Origin of the sequence: Paraconexibacter sp. AEG42_29, assembly GCF_040581415.1 — a bacterium.
In the GTDB taxonomy this organism is placed as follows: domain Bacteria; phylum Actinomycetota; class Thermoleophilia; order Solirubrobacterales; family Solirubrobacteraceae; genus Paraconexibacter.
This window is the reverse complement of sequence record NZ_CP114014.1, coordinates 2971551-2992257: the sequence shown is the minus strand read 5'-3', so window position 1 is coordinate 2992257 and position 20707 is coordinate 2971551. Positions and strand designations below refer to the sequence as shown.

Annotated in this window: 23 protein-coding genes; 13 read left to right on the top strand and 10 right to left on the bottom strand. The window is 68.5% G+C overall.

Going from position 1 to position 20707, the window contains the following annotated elements:
* Positions 1 to 17 precede the first annotated feature (17 nt).
* Complete coding sequence (locus tag DSM112329_RS14600; RefSeq protein WP_354697281.1) at positions 18 to 2978, bottom strand: LamG-like jellyroll fold domain-containing protein; 2961 nt, start codon at positions 2976 to 2978, stop codon at positions 18 to 20.
* A 450-nt stretch (positions 2979 to 3428) separates the two neighbouring features.
* On the opposite strand from DSM112329_RS14600, the gene DSM112329_RS14595 reads away from it, so the two are divergent.
* A complete protein-coding gene (locus DSM112329_RS14595) occupies positions 3429 to 5078 on the top strand; it encodes an acetolactate synthase large subunit (protein WP_354697280.1) in 1650 nt (549 codons plus the stop codon).
* A 416-nt stretch (positions 5079 to 5494) separates the two neighbouring features.
* Here the strand turns inward: DSM112329_RS14595 and DSM112329_RS14590 are convergent, their stop codons facing one another.
* The 4 genes from DSM112329_RS14590 to DSM112329_RS14575 form a co-directional block, all read right to left on the bottom strand.
* Positions 5495 to 6121: a hypothetical protein gene (locus DSM112329_RS14590; RefSeq protein WP_354697279.1), complete on the bottom strand. Its 627-nt coding sequence runs from the start codon at positions 6119 to 6121 to the stop codon at positions 5495 to 5497.
* A gap of 290 nt (positions 6122 to 6411) precedes the next feature.
* Positions 6412 to 6807, bottom strand: a complete 396-nt coding sequence (locus DSM112329_RS14585; RefSeq protein WP_354697278.1) for a VOC family protein — start codon at positions 6805 to 6807, stop codon at positions 6412 to 6414.
* 122 nt (positions 6808 to 6929) lie between these two features.
* Complete coding sequence (locus DSM112329_RS14580) at positions 6930 to 7367, bottom strand: hypothetical protein (protein ID WP_354697277.1); 438 nt, start codon at positions 7365 to 7367, stop codon at positions 6930 to 6932.
* Positions 7368 to 7807: 440 nt separating this feature from the next.
* Positions 7808 to 8215: a hypothetical protein gene (locus DSM112329_RS14575; protein ID WP_354697276.1), complete on the bottom strand. Its 408-nt coding sequence runs from the start codon at positions 8213 to 8215 to the stop codon at positions 7808 to 7810.
* A 311-nt stretch (positions 8216 to 8526) separates the two neighbouring features.
* On the opposite strand from DSM112329_RS14575, the gene DSM112329_RS14570 reads away from it, so the two are divergent.
* From DSM112329_RS14570 to DSM112329_RS14555, 4 genes are all read left to right on the top strand, one after another.
* Positions 8527 to 9087 carry an RNA polymerase sigma factor gene (locus DSM112329_RS14570; RefSeq protein WP_354697275.1) on the top strand — a complete coding sequence of 187 codons (561 nt, stop codon included), beginning with the start codon at positions 8527 to 8529 and terminating at the stop codon, positions 9085 to 9087.
* Positions 9080 to 9910, top strand: a complete 831-nt coding sequence (locus DSM112329_RS14565; RefSeq protein ID WP_354697274.1) for a hypothetical protein — start codon at positions 9080 to 9082, stop codon at positions 9908 to 9910. Before DSM112329_RS14570 ends, DSM112329_RS14565 begins: the two co-directional genes overlap by 8 nt.
* A 71-nt stretch (positions 9911 to 9981) precedes the next feature.
* Complete coding sequence (locus DSM112329_RS14560; protein WP_354697273.1) at positions 9982 to 10239, top strand: hypothetical protein; 258 nt, start codon at positions 9982 to 9984, stop codon at positions 10237 to 10239.
* 168 nt (positions 10240 to 10407) lie between these two features.
* Positions 10408 to 10533: a hypothetical protein gene (locus DSM112329_RS14555; RefSeq protein WP_354697272.1), complete on the top strand. Its 126-nt coding sequence runs from the start codon at positions 10408 to 10410 to the stop codon at positions 10531 to 10533.
* Between the two features lie 130 nt (positions 10534 to 10663).
* Here the strand turns inward: DSM112329_RS14555 and DSM112329_RS14550 are convergent, their stop codons facing one another.
* Positions 10664 to 11041: a hypothetical protein gene (locus DSM112329_RS14550; RefSeq protein WP_354697271.1), complete on the bottom strand. Its 378-nt coding sequence runs from the start codon at positions 11039 to 11041 to the stop codon at positions 10664 to 10666.
* A gap of 1537 nt (positions 11042 to 12578) precedes the next feature.
* On the opposite strand from DSM112329_RS14550, the gene DSM112329_RS14545 reads away from it, so the two are divergent.
* The 3 genes from DSM112329_RS14545 to DSM112329_RS14535 all read left to right on the top strand — a co-directional run bounded on the left by DSM112329_RS14545 (position 12579) and on the right by DSM112329_RS14535 (position 15528).
* Positions 12579 to 13916 (top strand): calcium-binding protein, encoded by a 1338-nt coding sequence (locus DSM112329_RS14545; RefSeq protein ID WP_354697270.1) that lies wholly within the window; start codon positions 12579 to 12581, stop codon positions 13914 to 13916.
* Positions 13917 to 14189: 273 nt separating this feature from the next.
* Entirely contained in the window at positions 14190 to 14735 is a 546-nt protein-coding gene (locus DSM112329_RS14540; protein ID WP_354697269.1) for an RNA 2'-phosphotransferase, read from the top strand.
* A gap of 304 nt (positions 14736 to 15039) precedes the next feature.
* The gene (locus DSM112329_RS14535) at positions 15040 to 15528 is read left to right on the top strand and encodes a DUF6301 family protein (RefSeq protein ID WP_354697268.1); all 489 of its coding nucleotides are present in this window, start codon (positions 15040 to 15042) and stop codon (positions 15526 to 15528) included.
* Positions 15529 to 15548: 20 nt separating this feature from the next.
* Here DSM112329_RS14535 and DSM112329_RS14530 read toward each other — a convergent pair whose 3' ends face one another.
* Positions 15549 to 15929, bottom strand: coding sequence for a hypothetical protein (locus DSM112329_RS14530; RefSeq protein ID WP_354697267.1), 381 nt, complete (start codon positions 15927 to 15929; stop codon positions 15549 to 15551).
* Positions 15930 to 15981: 52 nt separating this feature from the next.
* Between DSM112329_RS14530 and DSM112329_RS14525 the strand changes: the two genes are divergently transcribed.
* Positions 15982 to 16242: a YrhB domain-containing protein gene (locus DSM112329_RS14525; protein WP_354697266.1), complete on the top strand. Its 261-nt coding sequence runs from the start codon at positions 15982 to 15984 to the stop codon at positions 16240 to 16242.
* 44 nt (positions 16243 to 16286) lie between these two features.
* Here the strand turns inward: DSM112329_RS14525 and DSM112329_RS14520 are convergent, their stop codons facing one another.
* Positions 16287 to 17120, bottom strand: coding sequence for a PP2C family protein-serine/threonine phosphatase (locus DSM112329_RS14520; RefSeq protein WP_354697265.1), 834 nt, complete (start codon positions 17118 to 17120; stop codon positions 16287 to 16289).
* A 374-nt stretch (positions 17121 to 17494) separates the two neighbouring features.
* Here DSM112329_RS14520 and DSM112329_RS14515 point away from each other — a divergent pair, with 374 nt between their 5' ends.
* The 3 genes from DSM112329_RS14515 (at position 17495) to DSM112329_RS14505 (ending at position 18568) form a co-directional block, all read left to right on the top strand.
* On the top strand, positions 17495 to 17734 hold the full coding sequence (locus DSM112329_RS14515) for a hypothetical protein (protein WP_354697264.1): 240 nt from the start codon (positions 17495 to 17497) through the stop codon (positions 17732 to 17734).
* Positions 17735 to 17839: 105 nt separating this feature from the next.
* On the top strand, positions 17840 to 18238 hold the full coding sequence (locus tag DSM112329_RS14510) for a hypothetical protein (RefSeq protein WP_354697263.1): 399 nt from the start codon (positions 17840 to 17842) through the stop codon (positions 18236 to 18238).
* 114 nt (positions 18239 to 18352) lie between these two features.
* The gene (locus tag DSM112329_RS14505) at positions 18353 to 18568 is read left to right on the top strand and encodes a hypothetical protein (protein WP_354697262.1); all 216 of its coding nucleotides are present in this window, start codon (positions 18353 to 18355) and stop codon (positions 18566 to 18568) included.
* Positions 18569 to 18591: 23 nt separating this feature from the next.
* On the opposite strand, the gene DSM112329_RS14500 is transcribed toward DSM112329_RS14505, so the two are convergent.
* Together DSM112329_RS14500 and DSM112329_RS14495 are read right to left on the bottom strand one after the other, a co-directional pair.
* Complete coding sequence (locus DSM112329_RS14500; protein WP_354697261.1) at positions 18592 to 18978, bottom strand: hypothetical protein; 387 nt, start codon at positions 18976 to 18978, stop codon at positions 18592 to 18594.
* Between the two features lie 141 nt (positions 18979 to 19119).
* On the bottom strand, positions 19120 to 19707 hold the full coding sequence (locus DSM112329_RS14495) for a hypothetical protein (protein ID WP_354697260.1): 588 nt from the start codon (positions 19705 to 19707) through the stop codon (positions 19120 to 19122).
* A gap of 205 nt (positions 19708 to 19912) precedes the next feature.
* On the opposite strand from DSM112329_RS14495, the gene DSM112329_RS14490 reads away from it, so the two are divergent.
* On the top strand, positions 19913 to 20545 hold the full coding sequence (locus tag DSM112329_RS14490; RefSeq protein ID WP_354697259.1) for a hypothetical protein: 633 nt from the start codon (positions 19913 to 19915) through the stop codon (positions 20543 to 20545).
* The last annotated feature ends 162 nt before the right edge of the window (positions 20546 to 20707 follow it).

The following is a 20707-nucleotide window of genomic DNA, read 5'->3' as shown; positions in this document are numbered from 1 at the left end:
GCGGGGTCGGGGGCGCGTCAGCGTTCGCGCGGGATGATCGCGAAGGGGACGCGCGCCGCCGCGGGCGGCGTGGCCACGCCGGCCGCCGTCACCTCGAGCTGGTAGCGGCCGAGGGCGAGGCGGCGCAGGGCGCTGGCGGGGATCTTCACGGTGTTCGGGCCAGCCGTGCCCACCGTGACCGATGAGGTCACCTGCCGGCCGTCGCCTCGCGTGATCGTGAGGGTCAGCAGCGCGGGCGCATCCAGCGCTAGGCGAACCCGCGGAACGCGCCTGGCGAGCGCCGCGCTTGTCTCGACGACGGCGGGGAACTGCAACGCCGTCAGGGACAACGCGGCGGGTGTGCCGACGGTGAAGCGCAGCGGAGCGATGACGATCGGATCCGGCAGCACGGCGGTCTGCTGGGTGACCTGCAGCGTGTGCGTCCCCTGCCGCAGGACGGGAAGAGCGTTCCCGTTGCGGCAGTCGACGAGCGGCGTGCCGTCCAGGGCACAGGTGTACGGGTAGGCGGACGGCCTTGAGTCCTCCGCGGCGATCTGAAGCTCCGCCCGCGCGCCGCCGAACGCCCCGGGACGCCCGGACGCCGCCTGCGCGCGTGGCCGCAGCTGCAGCAGCGCTGGGGTCGGGTCCCGCAGTCCGCTGGCGCTGACCGCACGGAACCGCACGACGCCGGTGACGTTTTCCGGCAGCGGTGTGCCGCTCGTGCACGGAATCCATTCGCGTGGCGTCGGCTCGGAGTAGACCGAGGCGACCAACGCGCACTCAAACGTGGCTTGTCGGTCGTTGGAGCCCATCGCTAGCAGCGTCGGCACGGCGCCCGTGACCCCGATCACGGCTGCCCCGGCCGTGTAGGGATTCGCTCGCGCGTAAGCGAATGTGTGGGTGCGAGGTGTGGTCTCGACCCGGCCGAAGCGGTCGGTCGCAGTGATCTTCAGCGTGTGGCTGCCGCTCTCTAGGACCGGCAGGACGAACCGCTCGGCGCACGGCAGCTGAATGGTCTCGTCGAGCAGGCACTGGTAGGAGGAGCCGGCCGATCCGGTGTGTAGGCGCGTCGCGAACCCGGCCTGCAGGTAGCGTCCAAACGGTGGGTCCGGGACCGTGATCGGCGCGGTGGAGCTTTCGCGGCCGACGCCGGCGTGCGCTGCCACTTCGGCGGCGGTGAGCGCGCGCGTGTACAGGGCGAGCTCGTCGATCGCGGTCGCGGTGGACGGGTCGGCAGAGGTGAACTGCAGGTCGCTGGTGGCTGGGAGCGCGGCCAGGTCTGCGTCGACGTCCGAATCGGTCCGAACGCCGTCCACGTACAGCGTCGCCAGGCCTCCTGCGCGCGTGAGCGCAATGTGGTGCCAGACGCCCTGGCCGGCGGTGCTGCCGTAGCCAGCAAGTCGCGTATCCGGGCCCGTGCTCCCACGGCTGATGAGCGCCTGGAACGTGCCGTTCGCGTCAACGGTGACCGCGATGACGGCGGCGCCGGCGAACCGCGCGCTCAGGACCTCTTGGGCGTCCGGTGTGGATGGCGTACGCACCCACGCCTCGAGCGTCGAGGTCGGCGCCTGCAGCGGGGCCGAGGACACGCGGGTCTCAAGCGGGCCGCGCGGCAGCCACGCACCATCGCCGTCGTCGGTGACCCCGGGCTCGGTGTGGTCCCCGGGCGCGGTCCCGACGCTGCCCGTGACCTCGTCGCGTACCGTGCTTGGCGTTGCGCCCGGGAGGGCCGGGGCGGGCCCGAGGCGCCACCAGTGGGCGAGGTCCGCCGTGGCGCGTACGAGGTCGGCATAGGTGACTCGTGCGGCGGCACGCAGCGCTGTGCCCGCGCGCAGTCGTTGTGGTCGCGATGCGCGGGGGGCGTCGATGCGCTCGCAGTCCGCGGCGACGGCGTCGCCGCTGTCGGCGTGGACGGTGTCGCGGCCGGGCCCGCAGCGCACCCGCGCTCGTGCCGGTCCGCCCGCGTAGATCTCATCGTCACCCGTTCCGCCCTGGATGGTCGAGATGTTCGTGCCGCGCAGGCGGATCGTGTCGTTGCCCGGGCCGGCGTCGATGTCGTTTCTCCCGAGCCCGCCGTTGACGAAGTCATCGCCGGCCCCTGCCTGGATTTGCTGCGGGCCGGGGCCGCCGTAGATGGTGTCCTCGCCTGCGCCGGCGTCGAGCACGTCGCGCGCGGTCGAGGTCAGCCCGGCCTGCCGCAGCCCCCACAGCACGTCGTTGCCGGCACCGCCGCGGAGTGTGTCCGGGCCAGGCCCGCCGAGCAACAGGTCGTCCTTCGCCGAGCCGGTGCGCGTCCCGCCGGTCGACGGCGCCAGGTACCGCACGCCCGTGTTCGGGTCGACGATCGCGTCGAGGATGAGGGGGTGCTCGCATCCGAGGACCCGGCGTGACTCGCGCGGCACGTCCTCGGAGAGTCCCGCGGGCTGCACGAGGTACAGCGTGTCCTCGCCCGGTCCGCAGTCGATCGTCGCAGGGGAGCTCGTGTCGACGAACAGGGTGTCGTCGCCCGGCCCACCCATCAGGGTGTCGCCGCCGCTGTCGGCGTACACGATGTCGTTGCCCGCGTCCCCGAACAGCATGTCCGGCCCTGACCCGCCGTGGATGACGTCGTCGCCTGCGCCGCCGTGCACGACATCGGCGTCGTTGGAGCCCTCGAGGTTGTCGTCCCCGCTCCCGCCGGAGATCCGGTCTGAGCCGAAGCCGCCGACCACGATGTCCGCGCCTGGGCCGCCGTCGAGGGTGTCCCCGCCGGCCGCCCCCGTGATCGTGTCCTCGCCGCTGCCGCCAGCAACCTCGTCTCCGCCGGTGCCGCCGGTGAGCAGATCGTTCCCGCCCCGGCCGCGGATCACGTCCGGCCCCCCGTGGCCACGGAGACGATCAGCGCGGTCGGTGCCTCGCATCACGTCGCCGCGGATGGTGCCGTCGCGCGGCGCGGGCCACGCCCCGCGGGCCTCGGCGGACGGGACCCCCGCCGCCCAGATGACGCACACAAGCGCCACGGCGGACATGCTCCGGGGCGGCGTCACGCCGTCGTCACGCCGGCCGGCGAGGCGGGTGCCTGCAGCACAGCGGTCGCTGCGATCGTCTGGCGGGCGCGCGCGTCGCCGTCCGCCAGGCGGATCGAAAGCGCAACAGAACTGAGCAGGAACGCGCGGATCGGCTGAGGCTATCCGGGCCACGACATACCAGTCGGCGTAGCCGGCGGTCTTGGCGCGTCATCGGTGGCCGTCACCCGCCGCTGGACGAGCACTCGGGAATGTGGTCAGCAGCCCGGGTTCTGTCCACCGAGCGCGCGAAGCCGGCCGTCCGACGGAGCTTCTCGCGAAGGTCGGGGCCGCCTTTGGGCCAGAGACCAGGGCGGGCTCGCGGGCCGCTTGTACGGAGCCGTGCGAACCATCGAAGCTGACGCGCACGCGTCGACGATCAGACCGGAGGCCTAGGCTCAGCTGATGCCGCTCGTCGCCGATCTGCTGGTGGAATGTCTTGAAAGCGAGGGTGTCACGTACGTGTTCGGCATCCCAGGCGAGGAGAACATCCGTCTGATCGACGCGCTGGCCGCGTCGGACATCCGTTACGTCCTGACGCGCCACGAGCAGGGTGCGTCATTCATGGCCGAGGTCTACGGACGGCTGACCGGTCGAGCTGGGGTCTGCAGCGCGACCCTTGGCCCGGGCGCGATCAACCTGTTGCTCGGCGTCGCCGATGCGACGACCAACTCGACGCCCCTCGTGGCGCTGAGTGCCCAGGTCGGGATGAACCGGTCCTTCAAGGAGTCCCATCAAGGCGTTGATCTGGTGTCGATGTTCGATCCGGTGACCAAGTGGGCTGAGCTGGTCGCCACCCCTGGGGCGGTGCCTGAGATGCTTCGCAAGGCGTTCAAACTCGCCCAGACCGAGCGTCCTGGCGCGGTCTACCTAGCGGTGCCGGAAGACATCGAAGCCGCGCCGCAGCCGAAAGACGCGAAGCCGCTACCGATCAACCGACCGCGCCCCGACGAGCCCTCACCTGACCAGATCCGCCGCGCGGCGGAGGTACTGACGGCCGCCGAGAACCCGATCGTCCTGGCTGGGCATGGCGCCGCCCGGGCTGGCGCTGGCCCCGCGCTGCGGCGGTTCTCCGAGCGCCTGGACGTCCCGGTCGCGACGACGTTCCACGGCAAAGGCGTCATCCCGGATGACCATCCCAACGCCCTGGGAGCCGTCGGGTTCATGCGCCATGACTACGTGAACTTCGGCTTCGATGAGGCCGACGTCATCGTCGCGGTCGGTTACGAGCTGCAGGAGTTCGACCCCAAGAAGATCAACCCCCAGGGCGACAAGCGGATCATCCACATCCATCGCTTCCCAGCCGAAGTCGACGTCAGCTACGCCGTCGAAGTCGGGCTGCAGGCCGACATCAGCCGCACGCTCGACGCGCTCGGGAACGCCGTCGGCAAACGCTTCGCCCCGGACGCTAACGAGAGCGCGATCCGCAGCCGGATCGGCGCCGAGCTTGAGCGCGGCGCCGCGGACGACAGTTTCCCGCTGTCGCCCACGCGCATCGTGGCCGACACCCGCAGCGCCCTGGGCCGCGAGGACATCGTCCTGGTCGACACCGGCGCGCTCAAGATGTGGATGGCGCGCCTGTACCCGACCTACGCTCCCAACACGTGCCTGATCTCCAACGGCCTGTCGACGATGGGCTGGGCCGTTCCCGGCGCGATCGGCGCCAAGCTTGCGATGCCTGACCGCAAGGTGCTCGTCGCCACCGGGGACGGCGCGTTTCTCATGAACTCCCAGGAGATCGAAACGGCGCTGCGCGAGCAGGTCCCGATCGTCATCCTGATCTGGGTCGACGACGAATACGGGCTGATCACGTGGAAGATGGACCTTGAGCTTGGCCACCACGCCGACACCGCATTCTCCAACCCCGACTTCGTCACCTACGCAGAATCCTTCGGCGCTCGCGGCGTCCATATCGGGACGGCGCAGGAGTTGCTACCTGCCCTAAAGGACGCGCTCGCGCGGGACACCGTCACCGTCATCGCCTGCCCCGTCAACTATCAGGCGAACCTCGCGCTCACCGACGCGCTCGGGGCCCTGGACGAGTCGCTCTCATAGGCTCCGGACTCCGATCACGCAAGCGGCCCTCGAGTGGGTCGCACAAGCCTTCGCCGCCCGCTGGCGCCATTGCGTCTACGACGGACATACGCGACGAAGCGCTTGCCAAGCTGACCGAGCGCTAGAAACAGGGACCCCTTCGTTTGTGTGGCGTCCGCCCGATCACCGACGCAGACATTCGCGGCTGGTCATGGAAACTCCCCGCGCCCAACTGCAAGGTCACCATCGCCATCCTCAAAGGCATGCGCGCTGCCTGGGGGCTGAGCCGCTCATGCAGTACCTCGCCGACACGTCCTAGTACCCACCCGGACACACCGCCGGCGACGACGTCCGTGCAGCGTCGCTATCCGACGATCGTGATGGGCCCACATCGGGCGCGGTTTCCGGCGCTACGGCTCTCCGTCCAGACAGATCCGTCAGGCGGGCGGCTGAAGCGTGATCGAGCGTGTCGCGCCGGACGAGCGCCATCGAATGTCTGTGCCGTGAATGCTCAGCGATCGGGTGTCGATCGCGACGCCGTGGTCGACCACGCGGTCACCGAGGGCGTCGTGCACCCGGACCGTTCGCAGCAGCTCGTGGTCAGTTTGTATCTCGGCGATGAACGCCAGCGTGCCGCCGGGACCGAGGCGCTCTGCAGTGACCGCAGCGTTGCCCTGCCCTGAGGGTGGAGCGACGAAGACGGTGAACGTGCGTCGGCCGGTGAGCAGGTTCACGACGCTGACTCTGGCGCTGCTCCCGGTCGGCGCTTCGACGGTCTCGACGGTCAGGACGACGTGGCCGCGCGCGCGGATGGTTTTCAGCCCACCGGCTTCGGTAGAGCTGTCCTGCGGGATGTAGAAGTCACCGAGTCGTGTCCGCCGCCCGGTCTGACGCAGGCAGCCGACTACGTCTTGGTCCTTCGAGAAGACGACGATCTCGCGGTTCTGAAAGCGAACCGCGCCGTCGGGGCGGCATCGCGGTGGCGCACCTGCAGCACTCGCGTCGACGCAGACAGTCAGGCCAACAGCTGCCGCTGCGATGGTGCCAAGCCAGCGAATGCGCATGACTGCACAACGAACTCCCGCGTGGAGAGTCGCGGTATTCACCGTGGGTTCTGCCGCCCGATAGCTCCCAGACCGCAGCCGCCTCGGAAAGCGCCGCTGGCGCTGCCCCTCGGGCATGGTGCGCCGCGCCCGCAGCGCGAACGACGCGAAGCAGCGATGCCAACGATCGCCTCGGTTGTGTTGTTGTCTGAGCGCCGGTGAGCCGGAGCCACCGGTCGAGATCGACCCGGCCCGGACATGGGGATATCCCTGTTCGCAGCGGGAGCACCCACCGCACAGGTGGGCTTGGGTTAGTCCGGCGGCCCAAGGAGATCCCAGTGGTTGCCTGCAACGTCTCGGAACACGAGGACCCGACCGTAGGCCTCAGATCGCGGCTCTCCGATGATGGTGACGCTGGCGAGGCGTAGCCGTGTGTGCGCGGCGTCGAAGTCGTCCACTCGTAGGAACAAGCCGACGCGGCCGGCGAACTGCCTGCCGACCGCCGCCCGCTGCTCGTCCCCGTCCGCCTGTGCCAGGAGCAAGCCTGTTTGGGCCTCGGGCGGCCGGACGATGACCCAGCGCTTCGCGCGGCCGTCGGTCGTGGTCGCCGTCGAGTCCTCCACAAGCTCGAATCCGAGGACGTCGACGTAGAACGCGATCGCCTGGTCGTAGTCGTCGACCACCACGGTGACATGCTCCACGTGCATGCCCGAAACGTAGCCGTGTCGGGCGCGATCCGGCTGCATCAATCGGCGGCAGAGCTCGCCGCCGGCGACCGTGCCTAAGCGTCGCTGATGTGTGCGCCTGCTGGGACGGCGGCGGTAAGCGTTCAGCGGCGGCCCACGATGCCTTCAGCGATTGGGAGCTGCGCTATGCGCAGAGACCAGCCATCCTCGCGCTCAAGCCCGACAAGCAACACGGCTTTTTCGTGGTCGGGGACGGCGTACGCTTCTCCGCCTCCGCTGGCCGACGAGCTCTCCGGGATCTCCGGCCATCGGTAGCCGACCCATTCGCTGACCTCGGTTTGGATCGAGGAGAGGATCCATCGAACTGCGCTCGCGACAGCGTTCACATGGCTGTTGTCTGCGGTCGCTTCAACGAGGTCGAAGGTTAGGGGTGAGGAGCTCCGATGCCCGTCGCTGGGTTTGATGGCCTCGCGAAAGCGCAGCCCGATCCGCTCGCCTGGAAACGCCGTGAGCGTGACACCGGCTGGGAGGTGCGGCCGAAGGCCGGCAACGAGTGCGGCTGCGACGAAGTCTTCTGACATCGGTGCGAGAGTCTCAGCAAACGCCGCGAGAAGGAAGCTCAACCGCTCCGTGCTCGGGGCTCTCGACGACGGAGGCCCCACAGCAAGGCCGCCGCGGCGATCAGCGCGAGGCACGTAGCGAGGCCCAGTCCGAGCCACGCCTCGCCGTCCCAGACCCGCCCCGCTGGCTGGCACGGGCGCCCGCAGCCATCGACGTTGCCGGGTACCTCGGCTTGCTGGTATTCAGGGAACGTCATCACCACGACGACGACGGCCATCGCCGCAGACGCGAGACCGAGGACGACAGCGACGGGATCGCGCCTAGAGGACACCTCGAGGTTCTTAGCATCCGGCGCGACCCTCTCGCGCTGGGGAGCACGCCCAATCCGAACTTCGATCGGGAGTGCCGAGCGGGCATGCGCCCTCGTGCATTCGCTTCGGCCCAGAGCTCGACCTCGGGTCTACACGCTGTCCTGCTGCTCGGTGTAGTTCATGCCGTCACCGCGAAAGTCACGGCACCGGACCGTCAGCTTCACGCCGCCGCGGTTCGCGCCGGTCTCAGCACCGAACTTGACCGAGCAGGTGAGCGAGCGCACCCTGCCGCGGGTGCGACCGGTGGTCTTGAACCGGCGCGCCGCGCCGAACGGGAGCTGGTTCGCCTTCGGGTTGTCGCGAAACAGGCGACCAAACACCAGCTTCCCCTCCGAGCATGTCATCGCGCTGGTCGACAACGTCCGGACCGGGAACGCCGTCTCGACCTCGCAGCGCCGCCACTTCCCCGCCTGGGCAGGGGCGGCCACGAACGCTGCCGCGAGCGCGCAGAGCACGACGGGAGCCAGGCGCCGGGCCGATCCGCGAGTGGTCTTCATGCCGCGCGAGCCTACAGCGGCCCCGCCCTCGACTCGCGGCCTGCAGTCAGGCGTCGCGGCGGACCCCGGGCGTCCGGACCGCGGCCATCGACCGGTCAGGCCGGCAAGGGTCTAGCAGCACATCCAGCAGGAGGCCGACAACACGCACGCTCCGCACACGATGATCCGGGGTCACGAGGAAGCGGGGAGTCCACCCGCGTCGTGGCCTCCATCGGACGCTTACCGATCCTGAGCCGAGCGGCTATCGCGCCGGCTCTGATGAAGTTGGGCCGACGCGAACTTTCTGGGGGCGAGCGACGATAAGGGTGTAGATGCCGCTGAGCACTGACGATGCGCGCGCCTTGCGGTGGTCGGTTGAGGAGCCCGAGGCGTTCGGCGCGCTCTACCGTGCCCACGTGGGCCCGGTGCTGCGTTACCTGCGCGGCCGGCTCGGTGCGGATCTCGCCGAGGACGCGGCGCACGAGGTGTTCCTCCGCGCGTTCCGGCAGCGTGACCGGTACGACGAACGGCATGGGACAGCGCTGCCATGGCTGTACGGGATCGCCGCGCACGTCGTCGCCGATCACCGGCGGCACGAGCAGCGACAGCTGAAAGTGCTTCGGAAGCACAGCCACTCTCAGCCCTCCAGCGAGGATGCCGGGGGTGCCGCGCACGTGCTTGACCCGATGCTCGTCCGAGCGCTGGAGCGTCTGTCGCTCGAGGACCGCGAGACGCTGCTGCTGAACGTCTGGGGGGAGCTGTCCTACGAAGAGACAGCGGCGGCGCTCGGCGTCCCGGTGGGGACCATCCGCTCGCGCCTCGCTCGCGCCCGGAGCTCAGTCAAGGCCGAACTCGCACACGACGACCACACCACAGGAGGCGGAGATGCCTGACCTCGACATCGACGCTCAGCTGCGCGCGCTCCTGCAAGCCACGGCTGTCACAGACAGCGACTCTGTCGAGAAGCGCGTGGTCGAGCGGCTTGATCAGACCCTGGCACCGGCACCGGCACCGGCACCGTCTCGTCGCAGCGTGATGCGTCGCGGCCGCGCGGGGCTCCTCATGGCCTGGGGGCTACTGGCGGCGGCGGGAGGGACTGCGGCGGCCGTGACCGCCCTCTCGGGCGATTCCGCACAGCGATCACGAGCGGCCGTCGCGGCGGCGCTTACCGCGGGGGAGCCGGTGCGGTTGACCGCCCCGCAGCGTCGGATCATCGCGACGGCCCGGGGCGAGGGCTTTACGCCGGTCGTCGCCCGGGCGCGGCGCGTTCTCGCACCCGATGGACGCAACCACTGGATCGTGGTGCCGTCGGCCGACGCCGGTGCCTGCCTGATCACGACCAGCGGCGCGAGCTGCAACCCAGCGCACGTGATCGCTTCAGGACGCTCGGGCTTGATGATCATCAAGCCGGTCCGGCTGACCAGCGCGGCGCGGAAGGCCTACGCCTCAGAGTTCCGCCGCCGGCTGCGAGAGGCCCGGCGCCGCGGCGCACAGAACTTCACCATGCCGCGCGAGCCTCCGGGCCAAGCGCGCAAACGCGGTATCGCGCCGGCCGACGCAGCCACCGTCGAGGCGCGTGACTATGCAGGCCAGCTCGTGGCGATCACTTCCGTCACCCGAGGTCTGTACGAGGTCCGCCTCGGCACTGAGCGAACCACCCGCAGCATCGTCTTCAAAGACAGGGAAGGCGAGGTGGTGGCGACTTCGTCGCCCTGATCGGCAACCGTCACCGGACGCGAGCGCACTCGACCCAACGAGCCGTCTGAGCTCGGCCTCAGACTTGGCCGATGACGCAGCCCACCAGCACGCCTATCCGGATCACGCTCATCAACGAGACCAGCCGCCGCGTAACGGCGTCGCTCGAGCCCCTCGGCTACTTCCAAGATCTGGACGTCGACGGACAGTGGGAGGCGGTCTACTCGCCGGGAGCCGAGCAGCCGCATCTCGAGATCTACGTGACTGACGACGGTGTCGCTGTGTGGCAAGGCTCCGGCGATGGATACGGCCTCGAGCCGGCGGACGCTCCCTCAAATAGCTCCGATTAGCTTCCGAATCGGACCCATCCTTGAGCGTGGTCCGCGCTCCGCGGATGATCTGTCGGCGTCGCCTGCCCAACGCTCCTGCAGCAGTGGCACGGCTTGAGTTGACGGGCCGGGTGCGGGCTGTCGAACTCGTGAGTGACCTCGCCCGCCGTGGAGACGTAGGCTGCGGGAGTGCTCACGCCGAAATGGGTCGCGGTGGCCGCTATCGGGCTCCTAGTCGTGGCGCTTGCGTTCGTCGGATTGTGGGTCGTGTTCGATCTGGCCAGCAGCCTGGACGGGCTCGCCCGCGATGACTAGGACTCGGATGCGCTGAGGCGCTGCTCGAAGCCGGCGTCTCAGTCTCTCAAGCGACCCGTCAGGAAACCCTTTCCGTACGCCTCTGGGCTGAGCAGGTGCGTGCGTTCACGATGCCGAACGTGACTCGCGACTATTTGTCGTACGCGTCGCCGAGAGGACTTGGCTTGTCGTCGTCGGCCGCAAGGAGCCAGACGAGGGCGTCGTGTGCGTTCGTCGCCACGACAGGCATCTGGCCGACCAGGCCGTAGGTGTCCCAAAAGACGTCATAGAACCGGCCGGCGCGGGCAGGGTGTAGGTCCACGACTAAGTGCGGACCAGTGCTGGACCCTTCGCCGTCGTCGGCAAAGACGTAGCAGTGGACGGTCACATCATCGGGATAGTCCGCGGATACTTCGCGGTCGATCGACGGGGTGAGCAGCCTTGGCGAAGCCCGCTCGAACGCGGGCGGGGTACAGACCTGCCAGGCGCGTTCTCCGAGCGGCCCGAGTCCGCCGCACATGGCGTACATCTGAGCCAGGTCGGCAGTCAGGACGGCCGGGGCACTGACGGTCGGCTCCCCTGCGGGAGGGTGCACCTGGACGCTATGTCCGTGGGCTAGGGCCGATAGAAGATGTCCAAGCGTTGGCGAAGCCATCAGCGGACTGTTCCATGCTGAGCACGGCTCCCGCTGCTGTGCGTGGTCGTGAGCGGCTTTGCCGCCCGTCCCGGGCTGCTGGTCTTAGGGCCGATCAGCGACTCGTGGTGCCGGGTAGAACGACCGCGGTTACCGCGCCCCTGACGTAGCGTCTGGCAGCACTGCGCTTGTCCCGCACGGCGCGACGAAGCTGAGCGGTCGGGAACCCTCTCTAGACGCGGGCGTAGCCTCGTAGAAGGACCCCTCGCATGACCGGACGTGGGCCGGCGAGGCCTGCGGTTGAACCCCCCGGTGGCCTTCGACGGCCGGCGTGCTGCCCGGTTAGCCGGACGGCGACCGGGGACCCTTTGCCTGATACTCGACGGATCCCCGCTCGAGTTCTACTCCTCGCCTCGTTGTGCGCGGCCCTGCTTGCGGGATGCGCCCCGCTCGGGTCCTCTTACGAGCAGGAAGACGGACCACGCCTGACACAGAAGGAGGCGGCGTTCTTCGGCTACGGGACGCTCCTTGACTTCGTCTGTGAGGCTAAGCCGACAGAGACCCAGACCCAAGCGCGTGCCGCAGTAGGACGGCTGGAGCAGCTCCTGCCCAGCAAGCCCGAGCACCTGTTCAGGATGCTCGTCGCGAGCTCCGACGAGCCCGGGGACCTAGATGAGGACGTGACTGTGCGTGAGTACGCAGACATCGGGCTCAGAGTCCTCCGGAGCAACGCATCGCGTCCTAGCCGCCGGCAGCGATGCTTCAGGCGATACGAGGGGAGACTTGCCCGCGCCATAGCGAAATCCGGCTAGCTGGTGGGCGCAGAACGGCCCTTGTCGCGTGTTCGGAATGGGGACGGTGACCCGACGGTCTCCTGGTCTGAGACCATCCCACCGTGGACGCCCCGATCGAGCTTGGTACCTACGACGCGGAGCGCGGGCTCGAGCTTAGTTGGGTCGCTGGGTACGAGCTGCGAGTGTCCGCGAGCGCGGAGGGGATCCTCATCCAGTGGCAATCGCGAGGGACTTCGATCGCTCGCCCAGCATCTCCTTACCTTGACTCAAGAACACGTCCCGCCGGGAGTCCACGCGCACTTCGATCCGGGTTTTGAGTTGGACGACGATTCGGGCAACGTCGTCATCGAACGGCTCTAGAAGGCCACCGGTGGCCGTGGCAAAACCGCTACCGGACCCCCTTGTGTGTCATCGGCCGTGCCGTTGATCGGCCAGGGCTCACCTCACGGGCGGTGCACCCAGACGGATCTGCCTCACCTCACGCGCAACTCTGCGACGACATAGTCGTTCCACCTGGCGTGTCCCGCTTGCTCTCGGCTCCCGCCGTCGCCGTGTTGCTCCTCGCGCCGACTGCCGCTGGTGCCGCCACGGTGCGTGTCGGTACCAGCGCCCCGGACAGATACGGGCCAGGCCAATCGGTGGTCGTGTACGCCGCGGCGCCAGGGGAGGCGAACCGCGTCACCGTCGCCGCGGCAAAGACCGGAGGAACGTGGCTCTTCCAAGACGACGGTGCCCCCGTCATCCCTGGGACGGGCTGCGTGACGATTGACGAGCACACCGCCGGCTGCACGGCCGCCAACGCCCAGGCGATGGCGGTGTCGGTCTTCGCCGGGGACGGTGACGACAGCGTCCGCGTTCCGGACGACGTACCCGCCTACCAGGTGGAAGGTGGCGACGGGAACGACTTCCTTCAGGGCGCCGGTTGGCTCTCCGGAGGAAGCAGCGACGACACGCTGATCGGGTCCTCCCAATCCGACCGGTTACGTGGCGGCCCAGGTCGCGACGTCCTGCGCGGCGGTGCGGGCAACGACACGTTGTCGGGCGACGGGACCGAGACGGCCGGCGATGCGGGCGGCTCCGACGACGTCCTCGAAGGTGGGGCGGGGGTGGACCTCGCGACGTACGAATCGCGTACCGCCCCGATCGCCGCGGACCTCGCCGCCGGGACTGCCGGCACGGCGGGCGAGCGCGACCAGCTCGACGGGGTCGAGGCGGTGACCGGCGGGAGCGGTGCAGATTCATTCGCGGGCGACGACGGCCCGAACACGCTGAGCGGCGGCGCGGGCGATGACATGCTCGTGGGCCGCGGGGGCGGCGACACGCTCTACGACGGTACGGGAGCCGACCGTATCGACGGCGGGAACGGGGCCGACCAACTCACTGCGAACGACCCGGGCGACGTCCTCGCGGGCGGCCTCGGCTCAGACCGGCTCACGGTCAATGGTCCCGCCGCGGTCGTCGCCGGCGGAGATGGCGACGACACACTCGTCTTGGCGGTCGCTCCGACGGCTTTCAACTGCGGTGCCGGGAACGACACCGTCGCCGGACCGGGCACCGCCGATCGCCGCGTCGACGGCTGTGAGCAGTTCGCGGTCCTCGCTAGCGACCTGTTCTCGATGGCGACCGCGCCCCATCGCACCGCGAACGGAGCGCTGACCGTCGCGGTGTACTGCCGTCCGCAGACCCAGGCAGTCATCGCGACCTGCCGCGGCACGGTCACCGCGACGCTCCGCCGCCCGGGCCGCACCCCGCTCAAGCTCGGCCAGGCGAAGATCGGAATGAGCCGCGGACATCGCGCAACACTCGCGATCCGACCGCGCGCGGCCATCCGCCGCGCCCTGCGTACCGCCGGAGCGCATCCACTGGTCGCCGTCGACCTCAGTGGCTACGGTGCCCTTAAGGCGGGCGCAAAAGCCGGTCTCGGTGGCGCCGGTGTTCGTCCCCCGTTCAGCGGGAGCTGGCAGATCCGGTTGTAGCCCGGCGGCTGCCCCGATACCCGCGGACCGCGATCGGTGGGTCGTCGGCGTACGTCTGCGGTCGAAGAGCGCTGCGGACTCCACGATGCTGAGCGTGGGCGGACGGTCGCAAGCGAACGCTGACCCGACGACGTGGCGTGTGCGGACGACCGAGCCCGAATCCCGCCACCGTTGATTAGGACGAGATCTCGGCGCCCGCGGAGCTCGGCGGTCGCGCAAGCCGCCCCACTCGCAGGTAGCGTCTGTGCGATGGGCCAGCGTGACGATGTCGGCTTGAGCAAGTTCCTGTCGCTCGTGCTTCGGCATCGGCCCCAGGCGGCGGGGCTTGAGCTCGACGAGGCTGGTTGGGTCGACGTCGACGCACTGCTGCTCGGAGTTCGTGCCGCTGGGCGCGAGGTGACGCGTGGAGACCTTGATCGCGTCGTGGCGGAGAGCCCGAAGCAGCGGTTCGCGTTCGACCCCACAGGCACACGGATCCGTGCCGCGCAGGGGCACTCAGTGGCGGTGGACCTCGCCTACGAGCCTGCCGCGCCGCCGGCTCGCCTGTTCCACGGAACCCACTCCGGGGCGCTGCCGGCAATCCACCGTGAAGGTCTCCGTTCGATGAAGCGCCACCACGTCCACCTGTCTCTCGACCCCGAAACCGCGGAGAAGGTCGGTTCGCGGCGGGGAGCAGCCATCGTGCTCCAGGTCGACGCCGCAGGCATGGCCGAGACAGGCACCGTGTTCTACCGCGCGTCAAACGGCGTGTGGCTCTGCGATCACATTCCGTCACACCGGATCACGTTTCCGGGCGGCGCGACGTCGTCGCCGCCTTGAGCGGTTTGACTATCGCTTCGTAGATGCCGCGCCAGGTTTTTGTCTTCCCAGCCGACCCGGCTTCGTTGCTCGCCCACGACTTCCAGCAGCTCCGCGCTTGCGCTGCGCAGGCGTCGAACATCGTCCGGTCGAGCGGGACGACAAGTCGACGTACCAGCGGGAGTCGCTCACAGCGGCCATGGTCCCAGACGAGCGCAGTCCGCTCGGCAACCCTGACCGGACGCGAGGGCTTCCGCCTGCTACGGACGCTGTCGCCAGCTGCGAGCATCCCGTCATGAGTGCGCGGCCAACTCGCCTTGACTCGTTGGCCGAGGGCTTGTGCGCCGTCGCGCACGCGGGGTTCGCGGCGGCAAGCACGAGGCGTCTCGCGGCTCAGGCTGGCTGGAAGGTTCTGGATGATGACGGCGTTGTGTTGAACTTCCAGTTCATGCTGGACGGAGAGCCGCGGGTCGTCGCGGTCGAGGCGCGCGAGACCGGTTGCCCGCCGCTTGCGTTCGCCGCACTCGCCTACTTCGACGAGACAGGTCCCGGCGTCGCGGCAATGCACGACGCGTTCGACAACATCCGCGCAGCACTCGCTCAGACGCTCGGTGCACCGACTTTCACGGGACGCCACCAGGACGAGCAGCGAACCGGGTGGGATTACGGCTATGCATGGTGGTCTCGGCCCGACGCATCTCTCGTGCTGGTCCAGGACGAGTTCGACATCCAGTTCGGCCTCGACGTGTCGCTCTGGGCGTTCCCAGCCAGCACCACGTTCGCAGTGCCCGTCAGCCGCTACTGGGAGACGTAGACGCGTCCGGAACTGAACCCTCAGCGGACGTCTTCGCCGCACCCATCTGCGCGAATCGCGTCCCGCTCCTTCAACCAGTTTAGGAGCACGTGCGTGCCTTCAGACTTGGCAAGTAGCAGCGCGTCCAGAGCCTCTCCGCGAGCCCGCTCGATTGCGTCGTCGCTCCCCTCGTTCGGAGCCTCGGTCCACGCGCTGATCGGGGTCTCCGTGTATCCGCCGTCTGAGAACATGGTCCGAGCGTCTAGACCAACGATGAGTCTCTGGGCGTCAGCGATCGCGTTGATGGCTGCGTCAGCGTGTTCGTTGAGCCAGGCGACGTCGCCGTTCGCAAACACGACGGCGGTTCTGCGCACAGCGTCAGGAAGAACAGAGAGGTGAGGATCCAGTTCGGCGACGCGCACGACCGCAGGCTATGGGGTCACGACCTCGCCTGTTGGGGAAGGACCCAAGGACGTGACCTTCCAAGACGCTTACTTGGCTGCACAGGACTATCTCGATCGGCACGTTCGCCCGGATGAGCTTGACGAGATCGTGTTGTGCGCCTGCGACGAGTTCAGACAGGCATGGGTATTCGGATACAACGCTCGCAGCTTCCTCGAACACGGCTCTATCTCCGACTCGATGGTCGGTAACGGGCCAGTGGTGGTCCCGAAGGACGGACGCCCCGCGTGGCTCGCGTCGTCGGGCAGCCCGATCGACGAGCAGCTCAACTAAACCAGCGTTCGGTCCATTCGACGAACCGTCACCGGACGCAGCGGTTATGCGCGAAGGACGACGCACGTCATGTCGTCGTGGTGCGCGCGACCCTGCCCTGCGAGCGCCAGCTGCAGCGCTGCCTCGCACACCGCGCGAGGTAGCTGCTTCAGGCCGGCGTTGCGCGCATGGTGCTCATCGATGACTGCCGTGAGTTCGTCCGGCGTGAGGTTGTCGTGGATGCCGTCGGTCGCGAGCAGGATTAGCGAACCGGGGCCTGCTGGCGCGGATGTCCAGGACGGTTCGCCGATCGCGAGTTCGGCGTGCATCACGTTGCGCTTCTTGAAGGCCTTCTTGGCGAGCGGGCCACCGAGGTGGAACGCCTCGGAGCTGGTCTGGGCCCGGTCCAGGGCCCAGCGCACGCGACCGGCACGGGCGTCGTCAATCCGGCCGTGAAGCCACTGGTCGTAGACGAGGTCGTGGTCGTAGGTCAGTTGCACAAGCCGGACCGGTGCGGCGGGGTCGAAGCGGTAGGCGCGGCAGTCGCCCGCCCAACAGACGTCGACACTCCCGGCAACCGGGTTGAGCACGGCGACGACGGCGGCACAAGTCATGGACGGGTTTCCCGGCCCGATGCCGCGACGAGCCTTGTCCCTGGCCTGGAGGAGCGCTGCGCGAAGCACATCGAATCGCTCAACGGCCGGGCGTCCCGACGGGTCTCCGAGGTCCGGGTTGGTCGCGGTGCGGAAGGCGTGGGTCGCGACCTGCGACGCGACGTGGCCATCCCGATGACCGCCGAGCCCGTCCAGACACACGGCGGCCGGGCCGTCCACCGCCCAGCCGTCCTCGTTGCGGTGAGGGCGCGCGCGATCTGCTTCAGAGTGCCCGGCGCCATTCACTACCTCTCGAGGCTACCGGCGTACCAACGACGGCCTGAACTCAGCGTCCATCAGGCACTATGGAGCACGTCCGCTCGGGAGGTCTTGGTTTGAGTCTGGCCCGCCTCAGGAGCGTTGAGTAGCCGTCACCGGATGGCGGCCAGGTCCTCGATCCATCGCTCCTCCCACCAGGCGCCTTCGCCACGCTGCTGGATCTCCGCCGCAAGAACGCACGTCGAAGGCCAGCGCGCGCAGTTCTCTGCCAAGGAACCCTGACCGGGCCCCAGGATCGCGAGCCTGGGCACAGCCAGGGCTCGATGCGCCCAAGAGGAGGGGAGCAAGCCATACTGGGCGTTGTGACGAGGGTCTTCGCGCTATTCAGTGGGGTAGCGGCGGTGAGCGCGGCGGTCGCGGCGTGTGGCTACGCCCTTTGGGCGACCGGCGAAGGTTCGTCAATAGGCCAGATGGGCCAGGCGATCGTGGTGGCCCTCGCTGGCGGAGCGGTGGTAGCCGCACTCGGTGGGTTCGCGCTCGCCACTACGGACGAGTCGCAGGGCGCATGGCGCCTGTACCTCCTCGCGGTCGCGCTGGGCGGCGCTTCATGCCTGCTTCTGCTTTCCATAGCTGAGAACTGATCACACGACCATTGGGCGTCAAATGCCCACATTGGAAACCCTTGCCGGACGGGCGAGGGCCGACCGTAGTTGCGCTGCGCGGGTGCGGTCAGCAGGCTTGGGTGCGTGTCGAACCTGAACGACCCGGAGCTTCTCGCTGATCTGCGCAAGCACGCGGTGGACGGCGGCACGTTCGAGATGTACGTCGGCGACGGCTGGCTACGCCTCGTCCGCGAATGTCACGAGGCAGTCGTCCGGAGGTTCCCGGACTACGAGCTGCACGCGGTGAAAGAGAAGTACGCCGAGCTCGCGTTCCAGGCGTTCCCGGGTCCGCGCGAGAACTATCCAGGCGGCAGCTGGCCGCTTGCCGAAATGGCGGCGGTAGACGAACTGACCGACTTGTTTCGTGAGCGATCAGCGACGATCTGCGAGGCGTGCGGCTCGCCTGGCGAGTGGCGAGACCACAACGGTCACGAGGTCACCTTGTGCGGGCGCTGCTCCGCGCGTGTGAACGAGTCCAGCTGACCCTAGGGCCTCAGGCCCGCGTCCCGTTTCGAGCCCTCTCCGGACGCGTCGTGGGTTGTACCCGACGCCCGCGGTCGGGCGTATAGCGCTCACTGGCTCTGCGACGATCCTCAGATGCGGCGGTACCACCTCGTACTTGCGGTGCTGACCTCTTTGGCCCTGTACGTCGCCGCCAGCGTGACCCGCATTACGCACTACGCGGGTTGCGGTTCGGAGGGCGGCGGCTCCTGCGATACACCGCGCGCCGTCGCTGCAGTGGAAATGGCGGCGGCAGTCATCTTCGTCGGCGCGATCGTCGCGTACCTCGTGACACGGTCGCGCCGTCCGTGAAGGCCTCTGCGGACCCGCGCTTATCAGCCCCCGACCGGCTGCTGAACGCGCCCGCCCTCGTCCTCGATGTCGATTGACGCGACCCTCCCGTTCTCGACCACCACGGTGCCGCGGTCGCCGTAACGCCACGCGTCGCGCTGGGCGCCGAGTTTCTCGACACGCTGAGGTTCACCGATCCAGGCGCAGACGGCGCGCGCGGAGGGCGCGATGAACCGCGCCGTGGTGGTTTTCCCATCACCTTGGATGATGGTGCGCGAGCCTGGGTAGATACCCGTGCGCTTGACCCCGTCACAGACTTGCGCGGCACGGGATCCGCCACCGGTATCTCCGCAAGCCAACAGCGCTGTCGAGACGCACAGCACGAGAGTTGTTGACGCGAGCGCGCGCCGGAACCGTTCTGCGAAGACCACACCTCGAGTATCGACAGAGCAGAGGTACGGTCTGAGCGTGACGTCCGGAGCCGAACCCTCACCGGGCGTTCGTCAGGGCGCCCAGTCGACTAGAGGGCGCGCCGTGCTGTGACCTCGCGGCCGGTGACGTCCCGACGGCGCTCAGGTGCGCTCGGCGAGGAACTCGGTCAGCCGCGCGTCTCCGGGCCGCCCTTGCAGCGCTCGCTGCGCAGCACGCTGGGCCCGCTCTTCGTCACCGTCTACGCGCAGAACCGTGGCCAGCATGAATCCGAACGTTCGGTGCGTCGGGTCCCAGTCGAACGCTGCTTCGAAACACTCGAGCATCTCAGCGGTCATGCCGCGCCGACCTGCGATAACCCCGTACAAGTACATCAGCGATCCCGCTGCCTCATGGATGGGCTCGGTGTCGACCAGCAGGTACGCTCGCTTCGCGGCAAGCAACGCGCCGTCAACATCGCCGGCAGAACAGAGGATCTCCCCGGCATTGATCAGAGTTCCCGGATTGTCGTGCTCGTGATCGATCGTGCGGCGGGCCAGTTCGAGGGCACGAGTAGGAGCCGAGCTTTGGAGTTCAGCCGCCAACCGGTACGCGAACTCCGCGCTGTCCGGATGGTCTCTACAAGCGCGCTCCAGAAGGGCGACGTACTCACTCAGCGTCTCGGGGTGATCGGCAGCCGCTCGTATCGCGTGCGTCGCCGCCTCCAGGTTCTGGTCAGAGGCTTCAGGCATGGCTCACCTTCTATCGAGAAGGTCGGCTACCTACTTGAGAGCGGGCGTCATTGCATCGACAGCGGGTCAACCGCCACGACGCGATGATGACGACGCGCGTTACTTCAGGCGACGGGCGCGCCCAAGACGTCAGCCTCCGGCCATAACCGGGTCGGAACCCTGACCGGAGGCCGCTCGGGTCGCTACATCGTTGATGATTTCGCAGGTGGATCACGATCTTGAAGTACTCGAACAGGTCCTGGGCGAGAACGAGTTCGATCACGTCGGGGTGATCGTCGGCACGACCTGGCTCCCGGAAGCCGAGCGATTCGACATTGTTGTCCGGGCGCGGCCCACACCGGACACGGGAGCTGGCCAGTGGTCCATCGCGTGCCATTCGCCCATCCGCTGGGCGATCACCGAGAGTCCCATTGTTGAGGCCGAGCTGCTGGACGATCATCCCGCGCTCCTTGACATCGTGGACGAACAGGCAGAGCTCTACTTCCGCGGCGTAGCCGCCGACCCAGCGGCCCTCACCGACGCTCTCCGCGCAGCGCACGACCGTCACCTCGGCATGTTCGTCGCGTTCGAGGATCAGGTAAACGAGACCGCTGAAGGCCTGCGTCGCCACATCGCTGGCGGTTACGGCAAACTCGCCGGTGGGTCCAAGGCAGCAATGACGCTTCTTGCCGACGTCCTTCTCGCCCACGGCGTCGCGCCAAACATCCTGCCGGCAGGCCCGCCGAAGCGCTGGTCCGAGCGCCAAGGCACATGGGTCGCGCCGCCGGCCAGCCTCACTCTGCTCGTCCTTGGCGACAGCTGGGTCATCGCTGAGCAATTCCTGGCCATCGCGCACTGACCCGCAGCCAAACCTCGACCGGACGTTGCACCGGCTCAAGCAGCTTTCTCGTTTCCGCGGGCGGATGCGTCGCTGCAGGGTGGTGCTGCTGGGGGGTTACCGCTGGGAGAGGGCCTCGCCTGGATTGCGCTTGATGAATCGCGTGACGTCCCGCGCCGGGAG